The 23010-nt window shown below is 50.9% G+C and carries 20 protein-coding genes, 1 tRNA gene and 1 pseudogene; 12 read left to right on the top strand and 10 right to left on the bottom strand.

Annotated features, from left to right (window positions below):
- Nucleotides 1-210: 210 nt before the first annotated feature.
- Nucleotides 211-1890: a CHAT domain-containing protein gene (locus VB741_RS23900; RefSeq protein ID WP_323367733.1), complete on the top strand. Its 1680-nt coding sequence runs from the start codon at nt 211-213 to the stop codon at nt 1888-1890.
- A gap of 389 nt (nt 1891-2279) precedes the next feature.
- Here the strand turns inward: VB741_RS23900 and VB741_RS23895 are convergent, their stop codons facing one another.
- From VB741_RS23895 to VB741_RS26535, 3 genes are all read right to left on the bottom strand, one after another.
- Nucleotides 2280-4946 carry a DUF3987 domain-containing protein gene (locus VB741_RS23895; protein WP_323367732.1) on the bottom strand — a complete coding sequence of 889 codons (2667 nt, stop codon included), beginning with the start codon at nt 4944-4946 and terminating at the stop codon, nt 2280-2282.
- A 443-nt stretch (nt 4947-5389) separates the two neighbouring features.
- Nucleotides 5390-5692, bottom strand: a complete 303-nt coding sequence (locus VB741_RS23890; RefSeq protein ID WP_323367731.1) for a hypothetical protein — start codon at nt 5690-5692, stop codon at nt 5390-5392.
- Nucleotides 5643-5900, bottom strand: a complete 258-nt coding sequence (locus VB741_RS26535; RefSeq protein WP_006515995.1) for a helix-turn-helix domain-containing protein — start codon at nt 5898-5900, stop codon at nt 5643-5645. The genes VB741_RS23890 and VB741_RS26535 overlap by 50 nt, the downstream gene beginning before the upstream one ends.
- 97 nt (nt 5901-5997) lie before the next feature.
- Between VB741_RS26535 and VB741_RS23885 the strand changes: the two genes are divergently transcribed.
- Entirely contained in the window at nt 5998-6621 is a 624-nt protein-coding gene (locus tag VB741_RS23885; protein ID WP_323367730.1) for an XRE family transcriptional regulator, read from the top strand.
- Between the two features lie 257 nt (nt 6622-6878).
- Here VB741_RS23885 and VB741_RS23880 read toward each other — a convergent pair whose 3' ends face one another.
- Complete coding sequence (locus tag VB741_RS23880; RefSeq protein ID WP_323367729.1) at nt 6879-8009, bottom strand: tyrosine-type recombinase/integrase; 1131 nt, start codon at nt 8007-8009, stop codon at nt 6879-6881.
- Nucleotides 8010-8151: 142 nt separating this feature from the next.
- Nucleotides 8152-8225 (bottom strand) — tRNA-Pro (locus VB741_RS23875).
- A 210-nt stretch (nt 8226-8435) separates the two neighbouring features.
- Here VB741_RS23875 and VB741_RS23870 point away from each other — a divergent pair.
- The 4 genes from VB741_RS23870 to VB741_RS23855 all read left to right on the top strand — a co-directional run bounded on the left by VB741_RS23870 (nt 8436) and on the right by VB741_RS23855 (nt 12607).
- Entirely contained in the window at nt 8436-9173 is a 738-nt protein-coding gene (locus tag VB741_RS23870; protein ID WP_323367728.1) for an SIMPL domain-containing protein, read from the top strand.
- Nucleotides 9174-9274: 101 nt separating this feature from the next.
- Nucleotides 9275-10132 (top strand): metallophosphoesterase family protein, encoded by an 858-nt coding sequence (locus VB741_RS23865; RefSeq protein WP_323367727.1) that lies wholly within the window; start codon nt 9275-9277, stop codon nt 10130-10132.
- 274 nt (nt 10133-10406) lie between these two features.
- Nucleotides 10407-11840 (top strand): Na+/proline symporter, encoded by a 1434-nt coding sequence (locus tag VB741_RS23860; RefSeq protein ID WP_323367726.1) that lies wholly within the window; start codon nt 10407-10409, stop codon nt 11838-11840.
- Nucleotides 11841-11998: 158 nt separating this feature from the next.
- Nucleotides 11999-12607 (top strand): L,D-transpeptidase, encoded by a 609-nt coding sequence (locus tag VB741_RS23855; protein ID WP_323367725.1) that lies wholly within the window; start codon nt 11999-12001, stop codon nt 12605-12607.
- A gap of 54 nt (nt 12608-12661) precedes the next feature.
- Here the strand turns inward: VB741_RS23855 and VB741_RS23850 are convergent, their stop codons facing one another.
- The 5 genes and pseudogenes from VB741_RS23850 to VB741_RS23830 form a co-directional block, all read right to left on the bottom strand.
- Nucleotides 12662-13075 (bottom strand): hypothetical protein, encoded by a 414-nt coding sequence (locus VB741_RS23850; protein ID WP_323367724.1) that lies wholly within the window; start codon nt 13073-13075, stop codon nt 12662-12664.
- A 49-nt stretch (nt 13076-13124) separates the two neighbouring features.
- Complete coding sequence (locus VB741_RS23845; RefSeq protein ID WP_323367723.1) at nt 13125-14225, bottom strand: pentapeptide repeat-containing protein; 1101 nt, start codon at nt 14223-14225, stop codon at nt 13125-13127.
- Nucleotides 14226-14423: 198 nt separating this feature from the next.
- Nucleotides 14424-14666 (bottom strand): annotated as a pseudogene (locus VB741_RS23840) (alpha-amylase); the annotation flags it as partial.
- Between the two features lie 159 nt (nt 14667-14825).
- Nucleotides 14826-15131: an RNA recognition motif domain-containing protein gene (locus VB741_RS23835; protein ID WP_323367721.1), complete on the bottom strand. Its 306-nt coding sequence runs from the start codon at nt 15129-15131 to the stop codon at nt 14826-14828.
- A gap of 342 nt (nt 15132-15473) precedes the next feature.
- Complete coding sequence (locus VB741_RS23830) at nt 15474-16673, bottom strand: aminotransferase class V-fold PLP-dependent enzyme (protein WP_323367720.1); 1200 nt, start codon at nt 16671-16673, stop codon at nt 15474-15476.
- Between the two features lie 227 nt (nt 16674-16900).
- Here VB741_RS23830 and VB741_RS23825 point away from each other — a divergent pair, with 227 nt between their 5' ends.
- The 6 genes from VB741_RS23825 (at nt 16901) to gatC (ending at nt 22951) form a co-directional block, all read left to right on the top strand.
- Entirely contained in the window at nt 16901-17512 is a 612-nt protein-coding gene (locus VB741_RS23825; RefSeq protein WP_323367719.1) for a hypothetical protein, read from the top strand.
- 65 nt (nt 17513-17577) lie between these two features.
- Complete coding sequence (gene aroA / locus VB741_RS23820; RefSeq protein ID WP_323367718.1) at nt 17578-18927, top strand: 3-phosphoshikimate 1-carboxyvinyltransferase; 1350 nt, start codon at nt 17578-17580, stop codon at nt 18925-18927.
- A 289-nt stretch (nt 18928-19216) separates the two neighbouring features.
- Nucleotides 19217-20941, top strand: a complete 1725-nt coding sequence (locus VB741_RS23815; RefSeq protein WP_323367717.1) for a two-component system response regulator — start codon at nt 19217-19219, stop codon at nt 20939-20941.
- Between the two features lie 402 nt (nt 20942-21343).
- Nucleotides 21344-21790: a hypothetical protein gene (locus VB741_RS23810; RefSeq protein ID WP_323367716.1), complete on the top strand. Its 447-nt coding sequence runs from the start codon at nt 21344-21346 to the stop codon at nt 21788-21790.
- A gap of 246 nt (nt 21791-22036) precedes the next feature.
- Complete coding sequence (locus VB741_RS23805) at nt 22037-22558, top strand: photosystem I assembly protein Ycf3 (RefSeq protein WP_323367715.1); 522 nt, start codon at nt 22037-22039, stop codon at nt 22556-22558.
- A gap of 111 nt (nt 22559-22669) precedes the next feature.
- Nucleotides 22670-22951, top strand: coding sequence for an Asp-tRNA(Asn)/Glu-tRNA(Gln) amidotransferase subunit GatC (gene gatC / locus VB741_RS23800; RefSeq protein WP_323367714.1), 282 nt, complete (start codon nt 22670-22672; stop codon nt 22949-22951).
- The last annotated feature ends 59 nt before the right edge of the window (nt 22952-23010 follow it).

Genomic DNA, 23010 nt, shown 5'->3' with positions numbered 1-23010 from the left:
GATACGTTTCGCCCAAACTGGCCTGAGTCCCCAGATGATAATGAGGTTATGGTAATTAATGATGATGTTTGCTTCGTAGCCGCCGCCCCCTAACAACCCTGTTTGAGCGGGCTACCAAAGATTTTTGAGTTTAATCTAAGGTTATCGATAGCCGCTCAACAGGAACGTTAGACACCTATAAAGAAACCTATCTCTGCTGGTATCTTAAGCATGAATAAAGTCAGGATTCTTTTCATAGCCGCCGATCCAACTGATGCTGTTCGACTGCGTTTAGGCCAGGAATTACGAGATATTCGTATCAAACTGCAACTTTCTAAACTGCGAGATTTTTTTGTATTAGAGTCCCGCGAATCTACTCGTCCAGATGACATTACTCAAGCTATTTTTGACATTAAACCTCAAATCATTCACTTTTCTGGACATGGACTGAAAACTGGAGAGCTTTGCTTTGAGGATGATTCAGGTAAAACTCAATCAGTACAACCTGATGTATTAGAAAATTTATTTAAGTTATTTTCTAAGCAAGTAAAATGTGTGATATTGAATGCCTGTTATTCAGAGATTCAAGCGAAGTCAATAGCTAAGCAAATTCCTTTCGTTATTGGGATGCAGCAAGCTATTGAAGATAAAGTAGCAATAGCATTCTCTGTCGGATTCTACAAAGCACTGGGAGCTGGGAGAGATCTTGAAGATGCATATGATTTTGCTTGTTTAGAGATTCGATTAAGAGGTCTTTCAGGGCATCTGAATCCTGTCCTACACAAGAAAAAAGGTTTTGCTTTAGAAGATCTGTCCACCGCTCTTGAAAAGACAGATCGAATGTCAGATTTTTTCGATCTTCTTTTCAAGAAAAGTAAAAAACAAAAAATACTTGATCCCTATTCTGAAACAAACTTTTCAGCAAGTCCTTATCAAAAAGATCTCCTAATCTCTATTCTCAAAGATCTGAAAAGACATTTCCAGCACAGTCAGAACCCCTTGCTAAATAGTTATCATCAGGAAAAAGCTACTCGTAAATGCACAGAAAATCTTCCAAGCAATCGCATGATGACATTATCGATTCCACTTTATCCTTTGGGAAAACCGTGGGCTCCAGAACTACTTTGGGCGGGAGAAGTAGATTATGAGAGCATTAAGAGGCTCCAAAACTACACTTCTAAGCTCCAAATAAGTGTGCACTCAATGATGGTATCTACCATCGCTGCATCTTTAGAGTTGAGTAGCATTCGCGGAATTAAAACTGTTTTATCTTGTCCTTCAAGCACATCTGCAAGGCATATACTCTCTCTGTTAAATGGGAATACTCCTTGTGATATATTCGTTACAGCTGACGCTGGAGTCTATCTTGCGACATCAAATATTACTAAGCTTTTTAGGCGAGTCTTGACGCTTTGGGAGGAGGAGCAGCTTGTCATTGGCAATAATCGCGATACTGAGATTGGCCAAGTTCTTGTAGCACCAGGGACTACGCAAGAAGTGCATTATAGAATAGGAGTAGATGAGGGTAACCTCCCAAAAGAAGATTTTGAAGAAGTCAGAATCGAAAACTTGTTTGTCCGAGCTAGAGAGTTATCGGCAGATCAAGCAATTCTTCTGACTTATCCAAAGGCTCAGCCTATATTAAAGGAGCTTGACTTTTTTGAGCTAACTCCTAGAGAAACTCGTGGAATGACTTTTGGTCTTTACATGCGAAGAGATCTTCCAGAGAGCTTGCAGGTTGCATTTTTGAGGTCTTTTATCTTCGCTTACAATCGGTGTAAGCAAAGATTTGAAAACCAAGGACCAAATGGAATAAGGTATAGGCGCAACCTTCTTAGGAAGATGGCCAAGGTACCAGGCTTTTTAAGGAACTACAAATTTGGTACTTTTGGTTCCTACACAGGAGCATAAAGCAATCTATAGGATATGTTTCTTAACCTATACTTATGCAGTCTGGGATTCTACCGAAAATTTTCTAGAAAGTGTCATGCTTGTGATTGGGACAAATATTCGGAGTCTAACATAGGCACTGAGGTGGACGATGACCCTGAACTTACAGCCTAACCCTATGCAGGAGCGGACGGAATTTATAATCCAGGCATCGAAGCAAAAATATTGGCCGCCGCTCAGCTTACCGTTAGCTATATGATGATATCCGCTCTAAATCTCTAAGAGAGACTTGTTGAGTAACATACCATCCGCTTCCTTTCACAATTGCCACTTCTTGCTCAATAGCCTCAATCCTGAGCTGATTCAATCCCTTCAACATTTTCAACCCCGATCCCACATATCGACAAATATCACCCACCTTCAACTGCCCGTTTATCCTTCTCACCGTCTACCGCCTCACCGCCTACCGCCTCACCATCGAGTGCCATTGCCTCAGTAGACACCCCATCCACTCGTAGACCCTCAGTAGACACTCGGTCTACCATCTGTATTCCCTCCACACCAGTCTGTTCAGCCATTTCGGTAGACAAGTAGACACCCTGACTCATTCCCACCACAGTAACCCAGTCCACCATTCCCTCCTGAACCTCCTCAACTCCGTCTACCCGTCTACCCTTTTCCTGAAACCCAGACGTATCAGCACTTTTAACAGTAGATACCGCGTCTACCCTACCCTTATCATCGTCTACCCCATCTACCGTTGCCCGCCACTGCAACCGATTCCCCATCCCCCTGGTCTCCCCATACCCCATCGCCTCCAACTCCCGAAAATGCGAACGAATCACATCCGAACTCGCCTTCCGTAAACTTCGCTCATAATTCCGCACATCCTTTGCTCGCAGCCACCCCCGCACCCGCGACAATCGAATCAACTTCGTATAAACCGGCTCCAATGCCCCGTCTACCGTATCCCCTTCCGCGTACAGCAACTTCACCTGACCAATAAACCACCGCGTCAGCTTGATCGCCGCCGTCATAGTCTGGGCCGATACCCCCTCTGCCGGTAGACAGCCATCAACTGACGCATTCAGACAATGCAAGATCAACGCCAGCCGTCCCGTGTATCCCTGCATCTTCGAATAGACCGCCTGTAAACCCTGATGCGTCTCCGTCACCCGCAGCTGATCCAACTGGTCGTACCAGTCCGCATATAGCGTCTTTGCCTCGGTTGTCAGCCCGTAGCACCGGGGCGTCAGCTCTGCCAACTGCCGGTAGACATCATATAGCCGCTCCGAAATGTCATACCGCACCGTACTACGCGGAAACGGCGCAGACTTCAGCGGCAGCAAACACCATAGAAACCGTGCCCACTGACCACTAGCATCAGAAAAGTCTCCCATCATCCCCTGCAGAATATCCGGCTGTATCGTCCCCGTAATGCTCAGACTGGTACGCGGAATACTAATGCGAAAGCCGCTAGCCCGGTCCACCTTTAACCCAGACCCATCAAAGGCCGTCAGCAACGACTCCTTATCATTACCCCGCCCATTGCGATACTGATTCTGCCCCTTAAAGAGCCCCGCCAGCTCATCCGGCGTCACCAAAATCCCCCGCGTCGGCTGCTGCGACTGAATCCGCGCCAGCGCCTCTCGTGTAGCATCCGCAGTGTGATACTCCCGTGGCGTTGGTTTCCGGGGGCGATCGCAACGTTCCTCCTTCTTCGTCAGCTCCCACTCTCGCAGGTCCACCTCATATTCCGAAACCCTCCAGTCATAGTCCTGATCCGCCTCTTCCTGCAATTTTGATAAAGGCTTAAGAATCTGTCGCTGAATCGGACTCTTCTTACTCCCCGATGGAGCCACCAACCCCGTAAACAGAATCGGTGGTACATAGAAGCCCATCCCCGCATCAATTTCCAACTCTGTGCCTATCTGGAGCAGAGAAGCCGCCACCGGCAACAGGGTCACCAGCATGGCTGCAGGCATAGCCCCAATCCAGTTAGCAATTTGGGTCAGCGGTTCCGCCAGGTCTGCATGGAGATAATCATCTAGCTGTAACTCATAGTCACCAATCTTCAGCAGCTGACTGATTTCAGCCATGCGCTCATCCCTTTCCTCCACCTGCTCCAGCTCCGCCTGGATCGGCTTTATCAAGCTCCACAGATCCTTAGCCGAAAGACCTACCTCTCGATGCCACTGCACCACCTGCCCCGACAGCTCCAGCTCAGAAGGAGCCTGGGCCAAATAGTCCCGAATCTGGGCCTGAAGCGCTGGCACATCCAATGATTGGCTTGTCTCTGGCGGGTCAGGATTCAGTTGCCGCCGTTCCCCCACTGCTGCCCGCACCTGTTCAGCCGTTGCCCCATCCGTAATCCAGTCGGCAATATCCAGCCCGCCATGCTTGGGTAAATTCTGCCAGCACCAGCTATTCGGGTAGACATAGCACCACTGCGCTTTAGGAAAGTCCTCATAGATCTCCGCCATATGGGCCAGTCCCACCTGATCCTGATCAGGACACAGCACCAGACGCGCCTCTTTTAGATCCGCGTTATAGTTCCCATAACTGCGATATTTTTTGGACCCTCCCAAAGTCGTCGTCGCCGGAATGCCCACACGCCAGAGCGCATCAGCACAGCCTTCCCCTTCCACCATCCAGATAGGCTGTCCGGCTGCGATCGCACGCTGCACCTCCCGATAACGATAAATCGGTACCTGCTGCTTCACCTCTGGAGTCAGCTTCTTGACCCACTCTTGACCATCCCAACGCTGCTGCACAAAGTACTTCGAGCCAGTCCCCTGATCCACTCGAGTTACCTTAACCAGCGGTTGACCATCCCGGCTGGGGTAGAAATAATCCTGTTTACGTCGTGGCCGCACCGGCTTGGTAGGCTGAGTCGCAGCTGCGAAGTATTGCCCCCACAGACCATCGTCAGTTGCCCCCCGGTAGACATAGCCATTTACCTGTGCATCCTGGTCAATGTGGGAGTGGCAAAAGACCACCTCCTCATTCCAGCGGCAGTCTTTGTCTTTAGTGCGATGGTCAAAGACCGGTCCAGAGGACCATCGCAAATCGGGCAAGGGTTCGATCGGCCTGAATATTGGTACTGTGCCATGGTCAGCTCCTGATGGATAGGAAGCTGGGCCATCTATCTGAACCTGCTACAGGGCTTAATTTATGCCGAGGGGACCATACCGCCACAATTCCTTGGGCAGTTGCATACTCCATAGCGTCTGGCGCACAGCAGTTTGCTGAACTGAGCCATGGGGGTAGCACTATATTCCACTGGACATTTCGATCCAGTTTGCTATAGTTGAAGAACACAAATTTAGTAGCAGGTTAATGGCCTGGATGGTTCGGTCAAAACCATCCAGACACTCAAGTTAACCCAGCTCAAAAAATCAAAGATTGAAAGTCAAACACCTTAACCGATAAATGGTTGGGTGTTTTTTATTGGGAACCTAATCCCATGAGTTATGCAGGGAACTCATCAACAACTTGATGAAAAGATGAAACCTTAATACTATTTGACTCGACTCCGGCTTTGTCTGCGAGTGGAGGTTTGAAATGGCTTTTTGAATGTGCTGCTTTGGTTACTTAATAACCGGGACTGATACCGCTCAATTGCCCGCTGATGGGCGACTGGATCATGACGATTAATGGCCCAGTCTTTCAGTAACTCCAGGTTGTAACGGATAACGCGACTATTGATACGCACCCAGTGCAGCCCCTCAACCAAAAGCCCTTTAGAACGGTAACGCTTGAGCGTACTATCGCTAAGCTTTAGACATTGGGTAGCTTCTTGTTTGTTGACAAACTGATCCATGATGGATGACTCCTCGCTTATAGCGTTGAGGCCAAATTTCATGCGGGGCGAGCCCCACTTTACTGGCAATAAATCGTTCGATCCGTCGAGAGCGCTGTCGTGAGAGTGCATGGGAGACTGCCGAGGGGCCAATCTCCAGTTCCCTGGCTATGCTCGCCAAAGTCCAACCTTGCTTGCGCAAAGCTGCTTTAATGTCTTCTACATGCATAGAATCTACGTGGCTACATCAACATAACGATGAAGGTAGCAATTAAAAACTTGCATGTCAAGCGCAATAAATTGCAGTCGTAAAATCTGAATGCCTGATGAGCGATGTGTCCCCTGATGAAATGCAGCCTAATCTGGATGAACCTGATGGCTTCCCCAGTCGTTTGAAGCAAGCGATGGGGACTAAGAGTATTCGTGGCTTTGCGCGGGAGTGTGGGTTCTCGGATACGGTGCTGCGGCAGTATTTGAGTGGGCAGAGTGAGCCCACTCGACCTGTACTGCTAGCTATTGCTCGCGCTGCTGATGTCAGCCTGGAGTGGTTGGCCGCTGGACAGGCTGCAACGGATGTACTCGCAAAGAAATACATTTACAAGGAAACCTTTGCTTTCGAAGCCGGTTGGCTACAGTCTGAGTTTCCGAATTCGTTTGAAAATCTTCTCCTAACTCAGGTCAAAGACGAGAGTATGGAACCTATGCTACATATCGGTGATTTGGTCTTGGTAGACACTAATGTTCGAGACCTGGATGCAATTGCCCATGGTGTGTACTTGTTGAAGTTAGGAGATCGGCTATTGATCAAGCGATTGCAATATTGGGTAGATAACTCGCTCCAGGTACTCAGCGACAACCCTTCCTACGAAAATTTTTCGATTGAGTTATCTGACAGACTTAACAGTCTCAGCATAATGGGTAAAGTTGTTTGGGTTGGGCATAAGTTTTAGTGGGTTAATAGTTCTCTTGAACTATTTTTAGATCATTCTCAATAGCTAGGCACTATTGAGAATCCATGCCTCTTTAGAGGCTGTAATCCATTGGCTTCGTCATTAATTATCGGATGTGCCAATTTAATGGCGGAATGTGGGATACGCTACTAAAGATCCTGAAACTCTTGATATGAAAGGTTTTGCATATAGATATCGTGCATGGGGCTGGCACGGTTCGCAGGCACGACCCGACCTAGTTTTTGAAACTATGAGCCTTAAAACTCTGGCAATCGAGGCCGACTATTCACACTACCCGCATAATTCTCATATAGTGTCTGCACATCATGTCCCGTTAACTGAGCCACCTCCACCGGATTCATCCCCATATCCAGCGCATGGGAAATAAACGTATGCCGCGTATTATAAGGCTTCCGATAATCAACCCCTGACTCCTCTAAAATCGAAGTCCAGGCCCGGTTCCTAAAATTATGATCATCGATCGCACCACCCTTCGCAGACCTAAACACTAACCCATCCGGATCAGGCTTCTCAGGCCGTCTCCGCAATAACATCTGCTTCAGCTTTTCAGACAATGAGATCGTCCGCGCCCGATTGGTCTTCGTCGCCTTTCTCACCCCACGGGTCAGCGATTCCCCAATCCAGATAGATCTGCAATCATCCGTCAGATGCTTCCAACGCAGACCGACCGCCTCAGCAGTGCGGCAGCCAGTGCCAAACAAAAACTCCACATAATCCGTGTAGTAGCTGTAATAGCGACTTTTCTTAAACCCCTCAACAATGGCAGTCATCTCCTCACGAGTAAAAGGCTTAGGCATCTGTTTGGGCTCAACCCGTACCCGCAAAACCATATCTACCCATGGGTTCGATTGCCCTGACTCTAAATGATCATCAGCAATACCCCAGTCCCAGGCCGCTCGGATCAAAGTAAGCCGCTCCCGGCAAACCATGGGCGATAGCTTTTGCTTCGTCAGCCACTCCATAAATTGCTCTGCTGCCTTTTCATCAATGGCAGCCGCATTCCGGTTGTCAAAGTAGCGCTCCAGATATTTCAGCGTTGCATCATACTTGTCCAAACTTCTGGGGAATAACCGCTTCGCCTTATACTCTATAAAAAGCTCGAAAAGGCTTACCACAGAAAGACCTTCGCTATTTTGGGTATGAGGCTTGTACTTTTTCAGGGTGAGGTCAAAGTTACCCGAAGCAATATCCAGCTCAATGATCGTCGCCTTTTGCTGCGCCACCTGGCGGTTGACCTTAGAGTCTGGAAGCCCTATGGATAGAGCGTAGCGCTTACCCAGGTGCCGCCACCTGAGCCTCAATCGTCCTTGATATTCCTCAATTGAAACGGTGCCTTTGGGCGATTTTTTTCGGGTCGTTTGTGGCATCTTTCATACCCAACTCATACCCAAATGCTACCCAAACTGGCCAAAAGTGACCCAATATTTTGATGAACCTACCCTGTAAAGCGAGGCTCAAAAGGCTTGATAAATATGACAAAACCCGCTCAATGAGCGGGTTTCAATTAAATCGGAGCGGCGGGATTTGAACCCACGACCCCTACTACCCCAAAGTAGTGCGCTACCAAGCTGCGCTACGCCCCGATGCGTCAATAACGCTAGATAAGCATAGCATATGGGTAGACGATTACTACGTTTTCACAAAGGACGCTGCTGCTGAGCATGGGGGGACGCCTGTATAAGCTACAGATACAACGGTTACAAATACAGTAACAAGGGCGACTACTGCCGACAAGCCATGGCAGATTGAGGATGTATTGCTATACATGAGGATATAGAGGGTATATGAAACCAATGGCTGCATTACAACGGTGGGTACTACCATCAGCGGGAGTATTATTGGGGGCAACTGCGCTTACATTGGGGTTGATGCATACAGCGGCGATTGCCCCGGCTGAAGCGCAGGAGTTAATGTCAAGAGTCCTAACGGTTACTGGAGAAGGCAGCGAGAGCATTCCTGCGACGCTAGCTCGGGTACAGCTTGGGGTGACGGCCCAGGGAGAGAATGCAGAAGCTGTACAACAAGAGATTGCGCAACGGTCGACGGCGGTGATCGAGCTATTAAAATCACAAAACGTCGACAAACTTCAAACGACAGGGATTAACCTAAATCCACAGTATGACTATAACGGCAGCCAACCTCGCATTACAGGATATAGCGGCTCGAACACCGTGAGTTTTCAGATGCCGACGGATAAAGTGGGGACACTTTTGGATGATGCGATCGCAGCCGGAGCCAATCAGATCGACAGCATTAGCTTTATTGCCGCAGACAATGTGCTAGATGCGGCTCGCGATACCGCCTTACAAGCTGCCACCGCTGATGCCCAGACTCAGGCCGATGTTGTGCTGCAAAGCCTTAACTTGAGCGCTCAAGAAATTGTCGGTATCCAGATCAACGATGCCATACCACCGACGCCCCTTCCCTATGCTACTAGCCAGAAGCTGGCCGAAGCTGTCGACGTCAGCACTCCTGTAGAAGGGGGAGAACAAACGGTCAATGCCAGAGTCACCCTGCAAATCCGATATTAATGGGGATGATATTAGATTTCTAATTAAAAACTCAGCTTTAGTTCAGGTAATGTGTGATTAAATCGACTGCTACTGGACGTTTATTCACAGTGCTTTTGTCGATGGTTGCCTCTATTCAACATGTTCAACTTCCTGATGCATGCGATCGCATTGCAGTCTGTGGGGGTCCCTATAGTAATTTTGCGGCGGTGGATGGTTTTTTGGCAGCCACCGCCGATGTTCCCTATCGCTTTTGTTTAGGGGATCTGGGTGGATTTGGTCCACTCCCCGACCGCACCTTAGAACTGCTACGGTCTGCTGGGGTGATTTGTCTGCAGGGCAACTATGACCACGCCGTTGGTCACGGTCTGCGGGACTGTGGATGTGGCTATTCTGATCCTCGAGATCGCGAATTTGCCCAGATTAGCTACGACTACACCTACGCCCACACCTCTGCAGACCACCGACAGTGGCTGCAGCAGCTGCCAGAGCTAATTATTTTAGAATGGCGAGGGCGCAATGTTTTACTGTGCCACGGTAGCCCCGACGTGGTGAATGAATTTGTCTGGGCCACAGAAACTGACGACGCCCAGATCCAAGCCTTTTTAACCCGCTACGCAGTCGATGGCATTTGCGCCACCCACACCGGACTACCTTGGGTACGCAACGTTCCCAGACCGGGCGACCGGCCAAACGAACACCCAGACGGATTCTGGTTTAACGTGGGAGTCCTAGGACGTCCGGCCCACGAAGGGAAGCGCCATGTTTACTACGGCTATTTAAACTTTCCCCAGGGTGCAGCAGGTCCCACCCCGGAACTGGTGCCGTTGACCTACGACATCGACACTGTCACAGCGGCCATGCGCTCAGAAGGGTTACCGGAAGAGTTTATTGCGTCCTTAGAACAGGGCGTATGGACTACCTGTGCAGAGATTTTACCTCCGGCAGAGAAGTCAGTGCAGACAAGGGTCACTGTTTAATCATCCTGACTAGTTCTCCCCTGAGAGCACAGTCCAGAATACCCGGCTAGTGCAGCGTCAAAGCTAAAAATTAGGATTGACTCGGTGAGTCATAAATCGTGAATCATCAGTTCTGATAAGGTTCAGGCACGTTGTAAGCGACTCTCATCGATCCCAAATCTTAGTCTTGACGGACCACTAGTGCCCTCAGACGGAGACACTAGCCGGGGTTAAAATCTGAGGCAAAGATCTTTCGTCCCCTGCCAACAACAACTAAACAACAACTCATAAATCTATGGTCACCGCCACTCTCACCTGGACTTTGCTAGCCGGGTATGGTCTGTTTATTTACCGCGTCGTTCAAGCCACCACGCCGGAAAAAGTGTCGGCATCTGAGTTCTTCCAAGGTCACTCTCGCCAAGGGGCATCCCCCGGCCTGTGGCTCTTGGTTGCCAGTTCTGCCATCTCGTGGATTTTTGCCAAGTCCATTGATAATGCGGCCAGCTTAAGCAACACCTTTGGCATCACAGGCGGCATCGGCTATTCGATTTACTACCTAAGCTTTGTCACCGCTGCCATTGTGCTCTATCTCATTCGGACGCGGGGGGGATACAACTCCATTCCTGAATTTTTAGTTAGCAAGTATGGCAAGCTCTGTTCCCGGTTGTTTCTCCTAGCCATCGCCATTCGTCTGCTCAATGAGGTCTGGTCAAATACCAAGGTCTTTTCCTTGTACTTTGGAGCAGAGGGCAGCTGGGGCTATTGGATTTCTGCCTGTCTGGTCACCCTATTTACGGTGTATTACACCCTACTGGGGGGATTGCGCAGCAGCCTCTTGACCGACGGGGCGCAAATGATCCTGGCGGCGGTGTTGCTGGTGGTGATTTTGGTGGTCTTGGGGCCGGGGTTGGTCAGCCAAGGATTACCCGTGGTGGATCAAGACACTCATCTAGCCGGGTTAACCTTTTGTGGATTGGCGTTTGTGCAAATTTTTAGCTACCCATTCCACGATCCGGTAATGACCGATCGCGCCTTTATTACCTCCCCCAAGGTCATGTTCAAAGGGTTTGTCCTAGCGGGTTTAGTCAGCGGTGCCTTTATCTTTCTATTTAGTTTTGTCGGGTTATATGCTCGCACCTTTGCGGTGGAAGGTTCGCCCGTTTTAGCGGTGCCCGCATTGTTTGGCTTGCCAATGCTGCTGGTGTTTAATGCCATTATGCTCACCAGTGCCGGTTCAACCCTGGATTCTACCTTTTCTAGCGTGGCCAAGTTGGGGGCCCGCGACTGGTCTCACCACCATGGCACCCCCACCGAGAGCCAGACCCTGAAAGGTCGGTGGTGGATTGTTGCGATCGCAATCCTCGGCAACTTACCCCTGCTCACCATTTACCTCGGCGATCAAATTGGCCCCGCCATTATCCTAGCCACCACCATCAGCGGCACCATGGTCATGGGTCTAGCCCCCATTTTTCTCCTCTCCTTTATCCCCAGCGCTGGCCGCCTCAGTTTCCACCTAGCCTTTTGGCCCGGACTCATATTCGGTATTTTGCGAGTATTAGAAAGCGCCCTGGGCAGCCCAATTTTCCCGGATTGGGTCATGCTAGGGTCCGGGAAATATGCCATCGACCTGGGGGTGAATGTCTATGGCCTGATGCTCTGCACAGCCGGGTATCTCCTAGGAGCCCTATTAAACCAATCTGCGTTTCGCACCCGTTCATTAGTCAAGTAAACCAACTAATTAGAACAGCCGAACAGCCGCCCGAGGCATCGTCCCAATTACCCTACTACCAGGTGTCAGAGTCAAATTTCTGTCCACTCGTCGATCATTTAGCACCAATATTTGTCACCATCTAAAAGTCACCATCTAAAAAAGTATGGAGGAACGGGGTGACTAGTCCTATCCATGGATTGGTAGTTAATTTAACGGCTGGTTTAACGGTGCCCGTAAGGGGGCTACTTGTTTGGGGCCTACTTTCGGGCAGCCTACTGGCAATGCCAGCCATCGCGCAAACAACAGAATCCCCCCCATCAACGCCCCAATCCCCCGCAGCAGCCCCAGCCAAACTACCCCCATCAGAACTCAATAAGTGGCCACCAACGGCAGAACAGCCAGTATCCCTAGTGTTGCAGCTGTCAGAGCGCCAGCTCCATGTCTACCGAGGGGAAACCATAGAAACCACCTTTCCCGTAGCCGTAGGAAAAACTGGCTGGGAAACTCCCACCGGCACCTTTGAGGTGATTTACATGCTGGAACATCCCGGTTGGACCAATCCATTCACCGGAGAACTCATGCCCCCTGGCCCCGAGAATCCCCTGGGGGAAAGATGGATTTCATTTTGGACCGATGGCCAGAACGAAATTGGCTTCCATGGCACCCCCAACCGTGGCTCCATCGGCCAAGCCGCGTCCCACGGATGTGTCCGTCTCTATAACGAACACATCCGCGAACTTTATGACATGGTGGGTCCTGGCACCCAGGTGACGGTACTCCCTTGATAGAGAGATCCAGATATTCATCTCGATCTCTCTATCAAGTCTCAAAACAGAACTCTACCAAAGCCCTCGCGGGCTGTTATTAGCAGGCGCAGAACCAGAAGTAGGGCTCGCCGGTGCATCCGCCACCGAGCTATCTACCCCAGCATCTGTCGATGGCGCTACCGGTGCCTGTTCTTGACCCACGCCCCCAGACGAACCCTCAGTGGTAGGATTCTCCACATCACTCGTCGGGGCAGGGCCATCAACAGGAGTTGTTGGTTCAACGGGCGAAGATGACGGTTCCGGGGTGGCTTCAGGGCCAGGGGTGGGATCGGGCGCACCCTCAAACTCACCACCATCTGCAGGGGGCGTAGGTGTGGGGATATCCTGGGCATAGCCGAGGGGAGCGACTCCTAAGGTGTAGCCCACCACCCATAGGGAGACGAGTAATAGGCGGACCTGGGGAAACCGATTAAAAAGAATAGTCATTGCTAAAGCTCCTGGATAAGCATTGTCAAAATTCGGATCAAAATTCGGGTCAATCAATCGGATAGCGAACGGACAACTCAGCCTCCGAGCTATCACAGGTTAAATCGCTATCCACCAAGCGTCCTTGATGCCAGATGCCAGACTTTGAGGTGCCGTCAGCGAAAATAAAAACGCCCTCGCCGTTGCACTTATTGAACTCAAAATCACCGATGTAGCGATCGCCATTTTCCAGCATCCATACTCCACGACCGCTAAATAAATCATTACTAAACTCACCAACGTACCGCCGACCGTTGTCAAAGCTAAAGCTGCCACAGCCGTTGCGAGTCCCCCCCCGGTACTCGCCATCGTAGCGATTACCATTGGTGTAGAGCATAGTGCCCCGACCATCCGCCGGTTGACCATCGACAAATTTGCCATAGAACCGGGTACCGTTTTGATAGGTGTGGTCAGGGGAGTCGGCTTTGATGGGGATCACATCTGGCTCATTACACACCAGCTGGAGGGTAACGGCGCCATCGGAAGTGACAAACTTGGGCGCTCTGGGCCGGGTAATGAAATAAACGGTGGCCATAGCCAAGACGATTACCCCCAGGACCACGGGAAATGGGGGCAATGGCAATGGGGGCAATGGGGGCAATGGCGATGGAGACGGTGATTTTTTTTCCCTGATCTGGTCGGGCTGACCCTGGGAAAAAGCGGGCAGTCCGACCAGATCAGGGGGAGTCACCAAAGCCGGGGACTGATCTACCTCGGCTATGGACCACCCTTCTAAACAGGTACCCTCCAAACTGGCATGGGTAAAATTAGCATTGTCAATCACCGCATCCGATAAATTTGCCTGGGCCAGGTTTGCCTCAATAAAATTGCCATCCTGCAAATCCGCAGCCGCCAAACTGGCCCCTGACAAATTTGTATTGTTGGCATACACCCCCTGAAGATTAGCCCCACTCAGGTCTGCACCTCCTAAATTTGACCCAATCAAACAGGCTCGGCTGAGATTGGCATGACTAAGATTAATGCCCGGGAGTGATTTTTCAAATAAATAGGCAGATTCTAGATCGGGACGTTCATGGGGATGCTCCAAACGCCAACGATTCCAGACATCCACCCCTTGCTCAATGAGTTCTAGATAATCTACTGCGATCATGTCAGTCCCAACGCAATACTGAGCAGGTTTGGAATGATACCCAGCCAACCAAAGCCATAAATATTATCACTTTAGGAGCAACCTTTTACTTAGAGAAAAGTTGGGGACGCATGGGTAAACTGTCACACTGACCGATGACGCTGTTCAACTTATGCCTGCATTCTGCCCACCCCCCATGGATGACACTCGTTACTGCCGTCATCCAGCCTCTACCCAAACCGAAACCGAACCGCCATTGCCGCAAAACTCGGCCCAGACCCACTGATTCGTTGTGATGGGGGTTTTGACATGGTCAGTCAGGTCATAAAACTGGGTATTGGCCTTACCTACTTCCATCCACTCAGCCCCGCCAAGACCATCACTCATAATCACCGCCATGGCCTGGGGGATGATCCGCATCCCCAAACGAGTCCAGCCAATGATGTTGAAATGGTCAAAATGGATAATACAAATAAAATATGTCTACGTACTTCAAAAGCCATGGGAACAATAGTTACCCATGGCTTTTGTCTTTCAAGCCGTCAACCAAGCCCTACAGTGAGCAGAGCTAGTCAAGGCTCCATAGGGGATCAATCAGGCCTTAAGTCCATTACCGATAGCTTAGTAGCGACCGCCACCGCCGCCGCCACCCTTATTGCCCCAGTTACCGCCGCCACTCTTGGGCTCACGGGGCTTAGCCTTATTGACTTTGAGCGCACGTCCCATCCACTCAGCACCGTCCAGAGCTTCAATGGCAGCAGTTTCTTCTGCTTCGGTCTCCATCTCTACAAAAGCAAACCCACGGGGTCGACCAGTTTCCCTATCGGTGGGTAAGTGAGTACTTTTAACAGCGCCATATTCGGCAAAAACTTCAGTTACATCCTCTTTTGTAGCGTCATAAGACAGGTTGCCAACGTAAATTGACATATGAGATTCTCCAAAATTCAAAATTCAAAGGACACAGAGTTACATTCGGAGAACCGTTTCTAGAAAAGATTGCACAGCCGAAAATAAATCTTACCAAACGCTAGCACAAGGCTAGTGATAGTGGATAAAAATGCAGCAAAAATCAAAATTAAGTTAGCACTAAATATTTGCCTCTATTATGCCGCAATAGTTCCTTAGAGGCTATTGCGGCGTCTTTAGTCCCATGTTGTTCAGGGGCTATTGCGGCGTCTTTAGTCCCGTGTTATTAACGGTATGATTAAAAATTTCTATCTGTTTACCTATCCCCCGGGTCTGTCCATTGAGTAGGCCCACTAGGTTTAATTACCCAGGGAGATGGCTTTGCAGGAATACTTCGATCTCATCGATTAAGTGATCAATCTCTGACTCTGTTGTGAAGTAATGGATACAGGCCCTGACACAGCTAGGAGACAACAGGGTTCGCAGATAAAATTGTTGGGATTCGAGATAGGGGACTAGGGTTTGGTGGAGTTGCGGGTCATGGTCACTGCCCCGAAAAATTTGAAATGAGACCAGGCCAGACTCTGGAGGAGACTTTAGCAGGCACTGCACAGAGCGGAGGCCATTAAGCTTGCCCCAAAGATAGCTGCTGAGGTGACAAATGCGAAAGTAGCGTTCTTCGGGGGTGCCCCAATCGTCATGGGCTGCGATCGCAACCCTCAAACCACTACACAGCGCCACATTAGATGTAGCCACCTCATAGCGTCGCGCATCCGGCTGCCAGCCCGTGGGTTGCCCCTGTTTCCCCATGGTGATCCCCCGCCAGCCAATAAACGTAGGCGCTAGCTCTGCCATCGCCTCGGGACTGACATACAAGCCCCCCAGCCCAGCCGGGCCGCAGTACCACTTGTGCCCCGTAAAGGCATAAAAATCGACCCCCGTCTCCGCCAGACGGAGGGGCAACATTCCCACCGACTGGGCCGCATCCGACAGCACCCGCACCGGTCGAGGCCGATCATGGCAAAGCTGACACACCTCGGTCAGCGGCATCAGTTGCCCCGTATTCCAGAGAATATGGCTCATCACCACCAGACGGGTAGTGGGCCGCAAATGGGCTTGAATCGTAGCCACCGGGTTGGCAGAATTGAGCTGACTGAGGTGGGGAAAGATACTCACCTCTAGACCATAGCGCCGTTGCAGCTCATACACCGCAGCAAAAATCCCCGGATGCTCACAGTCAGACAAAAGAATATGATCGCCGCTGTGCCAAGGCATACCCCATAAGGAAATGTTGCACCCAACCGTGACATCCTCTGTCAGCACAATGGTTTGGGATGAAACCCCTAGATCGTCCGCCAATACCTGCCGCGTTTTCTCCCCTTCGGTCTGCATCCATTGATTGACGGCACTGCCAAAAGGCCCCAGGGACTGAATGGTTTGGTGAGCTGCCTGAATCGAATCCAAGGCATTGATCCCCATGGGACCTTGGCCACCGTAGTTAAAGTAGGTTTTATTTTGTAGAGCAGGGATAGTCTGACGATATTGCGCGATACTGAGGCTCATGAAGGCACAACCAAGCCAGTTAAAGATTTATCAAGTTTAATCCATTGTGTAAAGGTTAACTTGTCCGTAAAATCGAGCCAATTAGGGATTTTTGAGTGATTCCTGATCGGGGCCACCTAGTCTTGAACGTATTTACTATCAGGCTGGGTAAATTGTAAAAGAGATTACTGTTCCGCATTAACATTGTGATCATTGGTTAATGCCTTCGACTATACGGAAACCAACTAATGCGCCTTTCACGCTCAATTTTGCCGGTGGGGTTAGTAGCCCTAACTCTGACCAGCTGCGGTCCTTCAAAGGTGTCTCAGTGCAACGCGTTTGCGGATGTAATCAACCAAGCTCAAGTGTTCAAAGATGAGTTTGAAACCGAAATTGATAGCTTTACCCAGCAAGCCCAGGGCGCTGACAGTTTAGGTGATATTCAAACAGCGGCTAGTCAATATATTGACGCTGTCGAAAAGGTGGTCGTTAGCATCGATGGCATGGTGACCAGCCTGAACGATCTAAAACTAGCCGATGAGGAATTGTCGACCTACCGTGATGGCTACGCTGACATCATTGCTGGCTCAGCCCAGGAGTTAAATGTGGCGGGTGAAGCCATGCAGCTGGTAGCCGATGCAAAATCAGAAACTGATTTAAGCAATGTCTTAGCAGAATTTCAAGGGAAAGCCGATACCGCGTTTACCAACTTGCAAACCCTGTCTGAGGACGAAGCCACCCTGGTGAACGACATCAACACCTACTGCGGGGCTGAAGTGCCTGCAGAGGAAGGGGCAGCACCCGCAGAAGAGGGTGCTGCCGGCGGAGCAGAAACACCGGCTGCACCCACGGATGAATAAGGCTGCCAGGGTCACGATAGAATCAGAGGCGCTGCTTGCTGATCCTCTTGTTGATCCCGATTTACATGGTTATCTCCCCTGCCGCCTTGCTCATAGAAACTGATGCCGCCGCCCACCAGGCTTGGACCATTACCGCCAGCGGTAGAGGGCTACGGGGTAGGCTACAGGTACCCGGCGATAAGTCTATTTCCCATCGGTCCTTGATGTTAGGGGCCCTGGCCCTGGGTGAAACCCGGATCAAAGGACTACTGCTAGGGGAAGATCCCCGCAGCACCGCCGCCTGTTTTCAGGCCATGGGGGCGACGATCTCTGACCTAGAAGCCGAATGGGTCACGGTTAATGGCCTGGGGGTGGGTCAGCTCCAGGAACCCTCCACGGTTTTGGATGCGGGGAATTCAGGTACCACCCTGCGGCTGATGCTAGGGTTACTGGCATCCCAGCCGGGTCGGTTCTTTACGGTGACCGGCGATGACTCATTGCGATCGCGCCCCATGGCCCGGGTGATCAATCCCCTCACCGCCATGGGGGCAAAAATCTGGGGCCGGAAGAATAATCAGTTAGCCCCCCTAGCCATCCAAGGCCAGACCCTAGCCCCTACCCATTATCAGTCCCCCATTGCCTCGGCCCAGGTCAAGTCCTGCATTTTACTGGCCGGGCTATCGGTCGATGGCGATACCACAGTCACCGAACCCAGTCTGTCCCGAGACCACAGTGAACGGATGCTTCGCGCCTTTGGAGCCAACCTCACCGTCGATCGGGAAGCTTGCCGGGTGACCGTGCATGGCCCCAGTCAGCTCCAAGGACAAACCGTGGTTGTCCCCGGCGACATCAGCTCGGCAGCCTATTGGATGGTGGCCGCCGCCATTGTCCCAGGGTCCGATCTGGTGATTGAAAATGTCGGCGTCAATCCCACCCGCACCGGCATTATAGAAGCACTCCAGCAAATGGAGGCCGACATTACCCTAGAAAACGAGCGGGACGTGACGGGGGAGCCCGTCGCGGACATTCGGGTGCGCACTAGCCAGCTCAAGGCCTGCACCCTGGGTGGCAGCTTAATTCCTCGCTTAATTGATGAAGTGCCGATTCTAGCGGTGGCCGCCCTGTTTGCCGAGGGCACCACCCGGATTGAGGATGCGGCAGAACTGCGGGTGAAAGAAAGCGATCGCATCGCCGTCACTGCGAGTCAGCTCAATCTGCTGGGGGCCTCCGTCAGCGAACTGCCCGATGGCTTAGAAATTCAAGGGGGGGCTACCCTGAAAGGGACCGATGTCGATAGCTTTACGGATCATCGGATCGCCATGAGTTTAGCCGTTGCCGCCCTGCGGGCCACCGGTTCCACCACCATTCGACGAGCTGAAGCGGCAGCGGTTTCCTATCCCCCCTTTGCCTCAACCCTAGAGCAGTTCGCCCTTTAAACTGCCAGTGAATCAATGGGGCTTCGGGTTCAGTCGCCCAGGGTTCAGCAATCACAGCCCTAAACGCCCCATGAACTTAGTCCAGTACCGGCGTGCTGTCGGTCTCCATGCTCGCTCGGGCATTCTAGACCAACTGTCATTTCCCCGACCGGCATATTAACGTTAACAGCGTTAATCCCGTTGTTGGAATAGAAAGACGTCGCAAAATCTCAGCGCAGGATCAAGCCACAAGTCATTCCTAGGGCTTGCCACCTGCGCTGATCTGGACTGGGTTCGCAAAGTAGCTTCTATGCAAAAGATTTTACTCATTGGGTCATCAAAGGTACGACCGGCAACAACCGTACCCATGATTGAAGCCGCAGGCTACAGCGTCGAACAAGCAGAAACAGGAGCTAAAGGCTTAGCCATAGCCCGAGCCCAAAATCCAAATCTAATTATCTGTGACTGGGATTTAATCGACTGCGATGGTCACCACGTGTTGAAACAGGTCCGACAGGACCAGCAACTGGTGGTCACTCCGTTTATCTTGCTCAGCTCCCTCTATGCCCATCACCATCTCCGCCAAACCATGGAGTTGGGGGCGGATGACTGTCTGCTGCGGCCCTTTTCCGATGAGGTTTTGATTGCTGCGATCGCAACCCGCCTCAAACAGCAGGCCGCCATTAGCAACCATTACCTCAGCCATTTACGCCTAGCAGCGGAACACCTCAACCGCCTGTCCTATTACGACAGTCTCACCAAACTACCCAATCATCTTCTCTTCGAACAACGCTTCACCCAGCTGATCAAAACATCCAATCAACCAGTGGCACTCCTGTCCCTCAGCTTGGATCGCCTAAGACAAATCAACAACATTTTGGGCTATCCCGCCGGTGATAGCCTCCTACAATCCGCCAGCCATAGACTCAGCGCCTGTTTGCCACCAGAGGTCACCCTGGCCCGCCTCACCGGGAACCAGTTTGCCATTGCCCTGGGCCATGTAGAACACCTAGGAGCGGTCAGAAAACTAGCCACGGAACTCATGGACGCCCTGAGTCGCCCCTTCTCACTCCCCGGTCATGAAGTCTTTCTCACCGCCAGTGTGGGTGTGGCCATGTACCCAGACAATAGCCAAGAGTTACCTGTGCTCATGCGCCAAGCCGATGCGGCCCTGGAATACGCCAAACGCCAAAAAAGTAGCTACTGTCAGTTTTATCAACCCGATATGACCGTCGCCACCGAATATCAAATTCGGTTAGAAACCTGGCTCCGCTACGCCCTAGAACGGGACGAGTTTGAAGTCTATTACCAACCCCAGTTAAACCTCCGCACCGGTCGCATTGAAGGTGTAGAAGCCCTGATCCGCTGGCACCATCCTGAGGCTGGCACCATCTCCCCTGCCCTGTTTATCCCCCTCGCAGAAGAAACAGGGCTGATCATTGCCATCGGTGAATGGGTGCTGGAAACCGCCTGTCGCCAGGCCCGCCAATGGCAAAAGATGAATCTAGGACTGCGTCACATGTCGGTCAATCTATCCAGCGTGCAATTTAACCAGGGCAGCCTGAGTCAACAGGTGGCACAAATCTTACAAAACAGTAACCTCTCCCCCCATCTATTAGAACTAGAAATCACCGAAACAGCCCTGATTCAAGACGCCAATGCGGCTGTACGCACCTTACATGAGCTCAAAGAATTGGGCATTCGTTTAGCAGTAGACGACTTTGGCACTGGCTATTCATCCCTCAGCTACCTGCAAAAGCTCCCCATTGACACTCTAAAGATTGACAACTGCTTTGTTCGAGGCGTAACCACGGATCCCAAAAACCAAGTCATTCTCAAGTCCGCGATTCAAATGGGTCATGATCTAGGTCTGTGCATCATCGCAGAAGGCGTAGAAACCATCGATGAGCAATCCCTTTTGGAAACGTACCAGTGCGACATAGCCCAAGGGTATTTGATTGGCAAACCCATGAGCGCTGAAAAGGTACAGGCCTACCTAGAGGAGCGATTAGCCGTTGTCAGGCTAGTCTCGTGATGCCTGCACCCAAGGCCTAGCCGGCCCACTGTCTCTGCCGGCACAAGGCTATGGGTGCCTCCAGACAAAGGAAGTTAGCACCTGGTTAAACGATAGAGTTCCTCAAATTCATTTGGAGGGCATTATGCCCATGCGCGTAAACAGTGACTAGACCATAAATGCTAGCTAACAACTTAAAAACACACCCCCTGGAAAACACAGTAGTTATGCCAGGGAGGTAGGGAACAATAGACACATCACCCAATAGTAAATGTTATGACCCGAGGGACGTAAGCCAAGTCACCATTAACGTCCGGTGAGCGAGCTACCATAGCATTGGCCCTAAACTTTTCGCCAATATCATGGCGCTGATGGCACCGACAAGTAAACAACGTTTCTGGGTTGCGGGTTAAGCAAAAATTTATGTGGCGACAGTGGCAAAAGGCAAACAACTACATCCGGAGCGTGCAGGCATTTCAGGATATGAGCCCTGACCTATCCGTACGGCATCAGGTCAACCAGTCACTGTGTCGACAGCGTCGACCCCTATCCCTCGAAGCATGGTGCGAAGAATTTCAACGGGAAATTCCATCTCAACGTCAGACGCTGCTGTTTATTTATCAATGCCTAGAAACCTATTCTGGCATTGAGTTCAACCGGGTTAGGCCCCATGATCGCCTAGTGGAGGATCTGCAATTTCCCCTAGTGTGCTGGTTTGACTGGTCCACCCGATTTTGTGAGGATGTCGCCGCCCAATTTAACATCGATATTGGCAGCTGCTTTGACGAAACGCGAATGCACACCCTAATGGACCTGGTTGCCTTCCTAGAAGCCTGTTTAGCCAGTAGCTCTAATGGAGAAAACCCTTGACTTAGGTCAAAGGGGAAGCTCAAAGGAGGTATCGCCTCAAATCGCAACGTTCTGATTAGGCAGGTAGCATCCAAACGTCGGCTATTCGCTGAGGCTGGGGGCGGTCTAAACAAGTTAAGCGGTCTAGGCCACACCGATATTGTGAACGATGGACGCAAAGCTATATATTACAGACCTAACCCGATAACGTTAGGACAGCGTTACATTAAAATGTAACTTTGGTACTTTTACCGTACTGGTCTTGCCATGCCTAGAACCCAGCGCAACGATAATTTCATCGATAAATCTTTTACGGTCATGGCCGATATGATCCTAAAGATGCTACCGACCAAAAAGCAGTCAAAGGAAGCCTTTGCCTACTACCGCGACGGCATGTCTGCCCAAGCAGATGGGGAATATGCTGAAGCCCTAGAAAACTACGAAGTTGCCCTAACGCTAGAAGATGATGCTTACGATAAAAGCTTCATTCTGTACAACATGGGGCTGATTCACGCCAGCAATGGCGATCACAACGCAGCCCTGGAAAAGTATGCGGCGGCCATTGAGCTCAACCCCCGCATGCCCCAAGCGTTGAATAATACGGCGGTGATTCACCACTACCGGGGTGAGCAAGCTGAAACCGCTGGCGATACAAAAACCGCTGAAACCCTTTACGATCAAGCCGCCACCTACTGGCTTGAAGCCCTCAGAATGGCTCCAAATAACTACATTGAAGCGCAAAACTGGTTGAAGAATACGGGCCGGATGCCAGCAGACATTTTCTTTTAGGACATTTACGCCACGGATAGCGTTTACCGATTATGTGGGTCGGTGGGCCATACCCACCCGACCGTTTCTCCCGATTGCCCATAAAATGGCCCACGATTGCCCAGGTTGCCCATGATTGATCTCGAACAGGTAAGGAAAGTTGCGCTGCTGGCCCGCTTAGAGTTGACTGAAGCGGAAGAACAGCAGTTTACGGAGCAGCTCAGCAGTATTTTGGACTATGTGCAGCAGCTGGATGAACTGAACACGGACAATATCGAACCGACAACCCGAGCCATTGAGCTGAGTAATATTACTCGGCAAGATGAGCTACAACCCTTTGAAGATCGGGAATCGATTTTGGGCATCGCCCCTGACCGTGAGGATAATTTCTTCAAGGTACCTAAGATCCTCTGAGCAGTTAATTCATCGGGGTTCCTGGTCAGGGCATTGCATGCAATGCCCTGACCAGGAAC

This window comes from Leptothoe sp. PORK10 BA2 (assembly GCF_034932105.1).
Taxonomy (GTDB): domain Bacteria; phylum Cyanobacteriota; class Cyanobacteriia; order Phormidesmidales; family Phormidesmidaceae; genus Leptothoe.
Note: the sequence above shows the minus strand (reverse complement) of the source record. Positions and strands in the feature narration are given on the sequence as shown.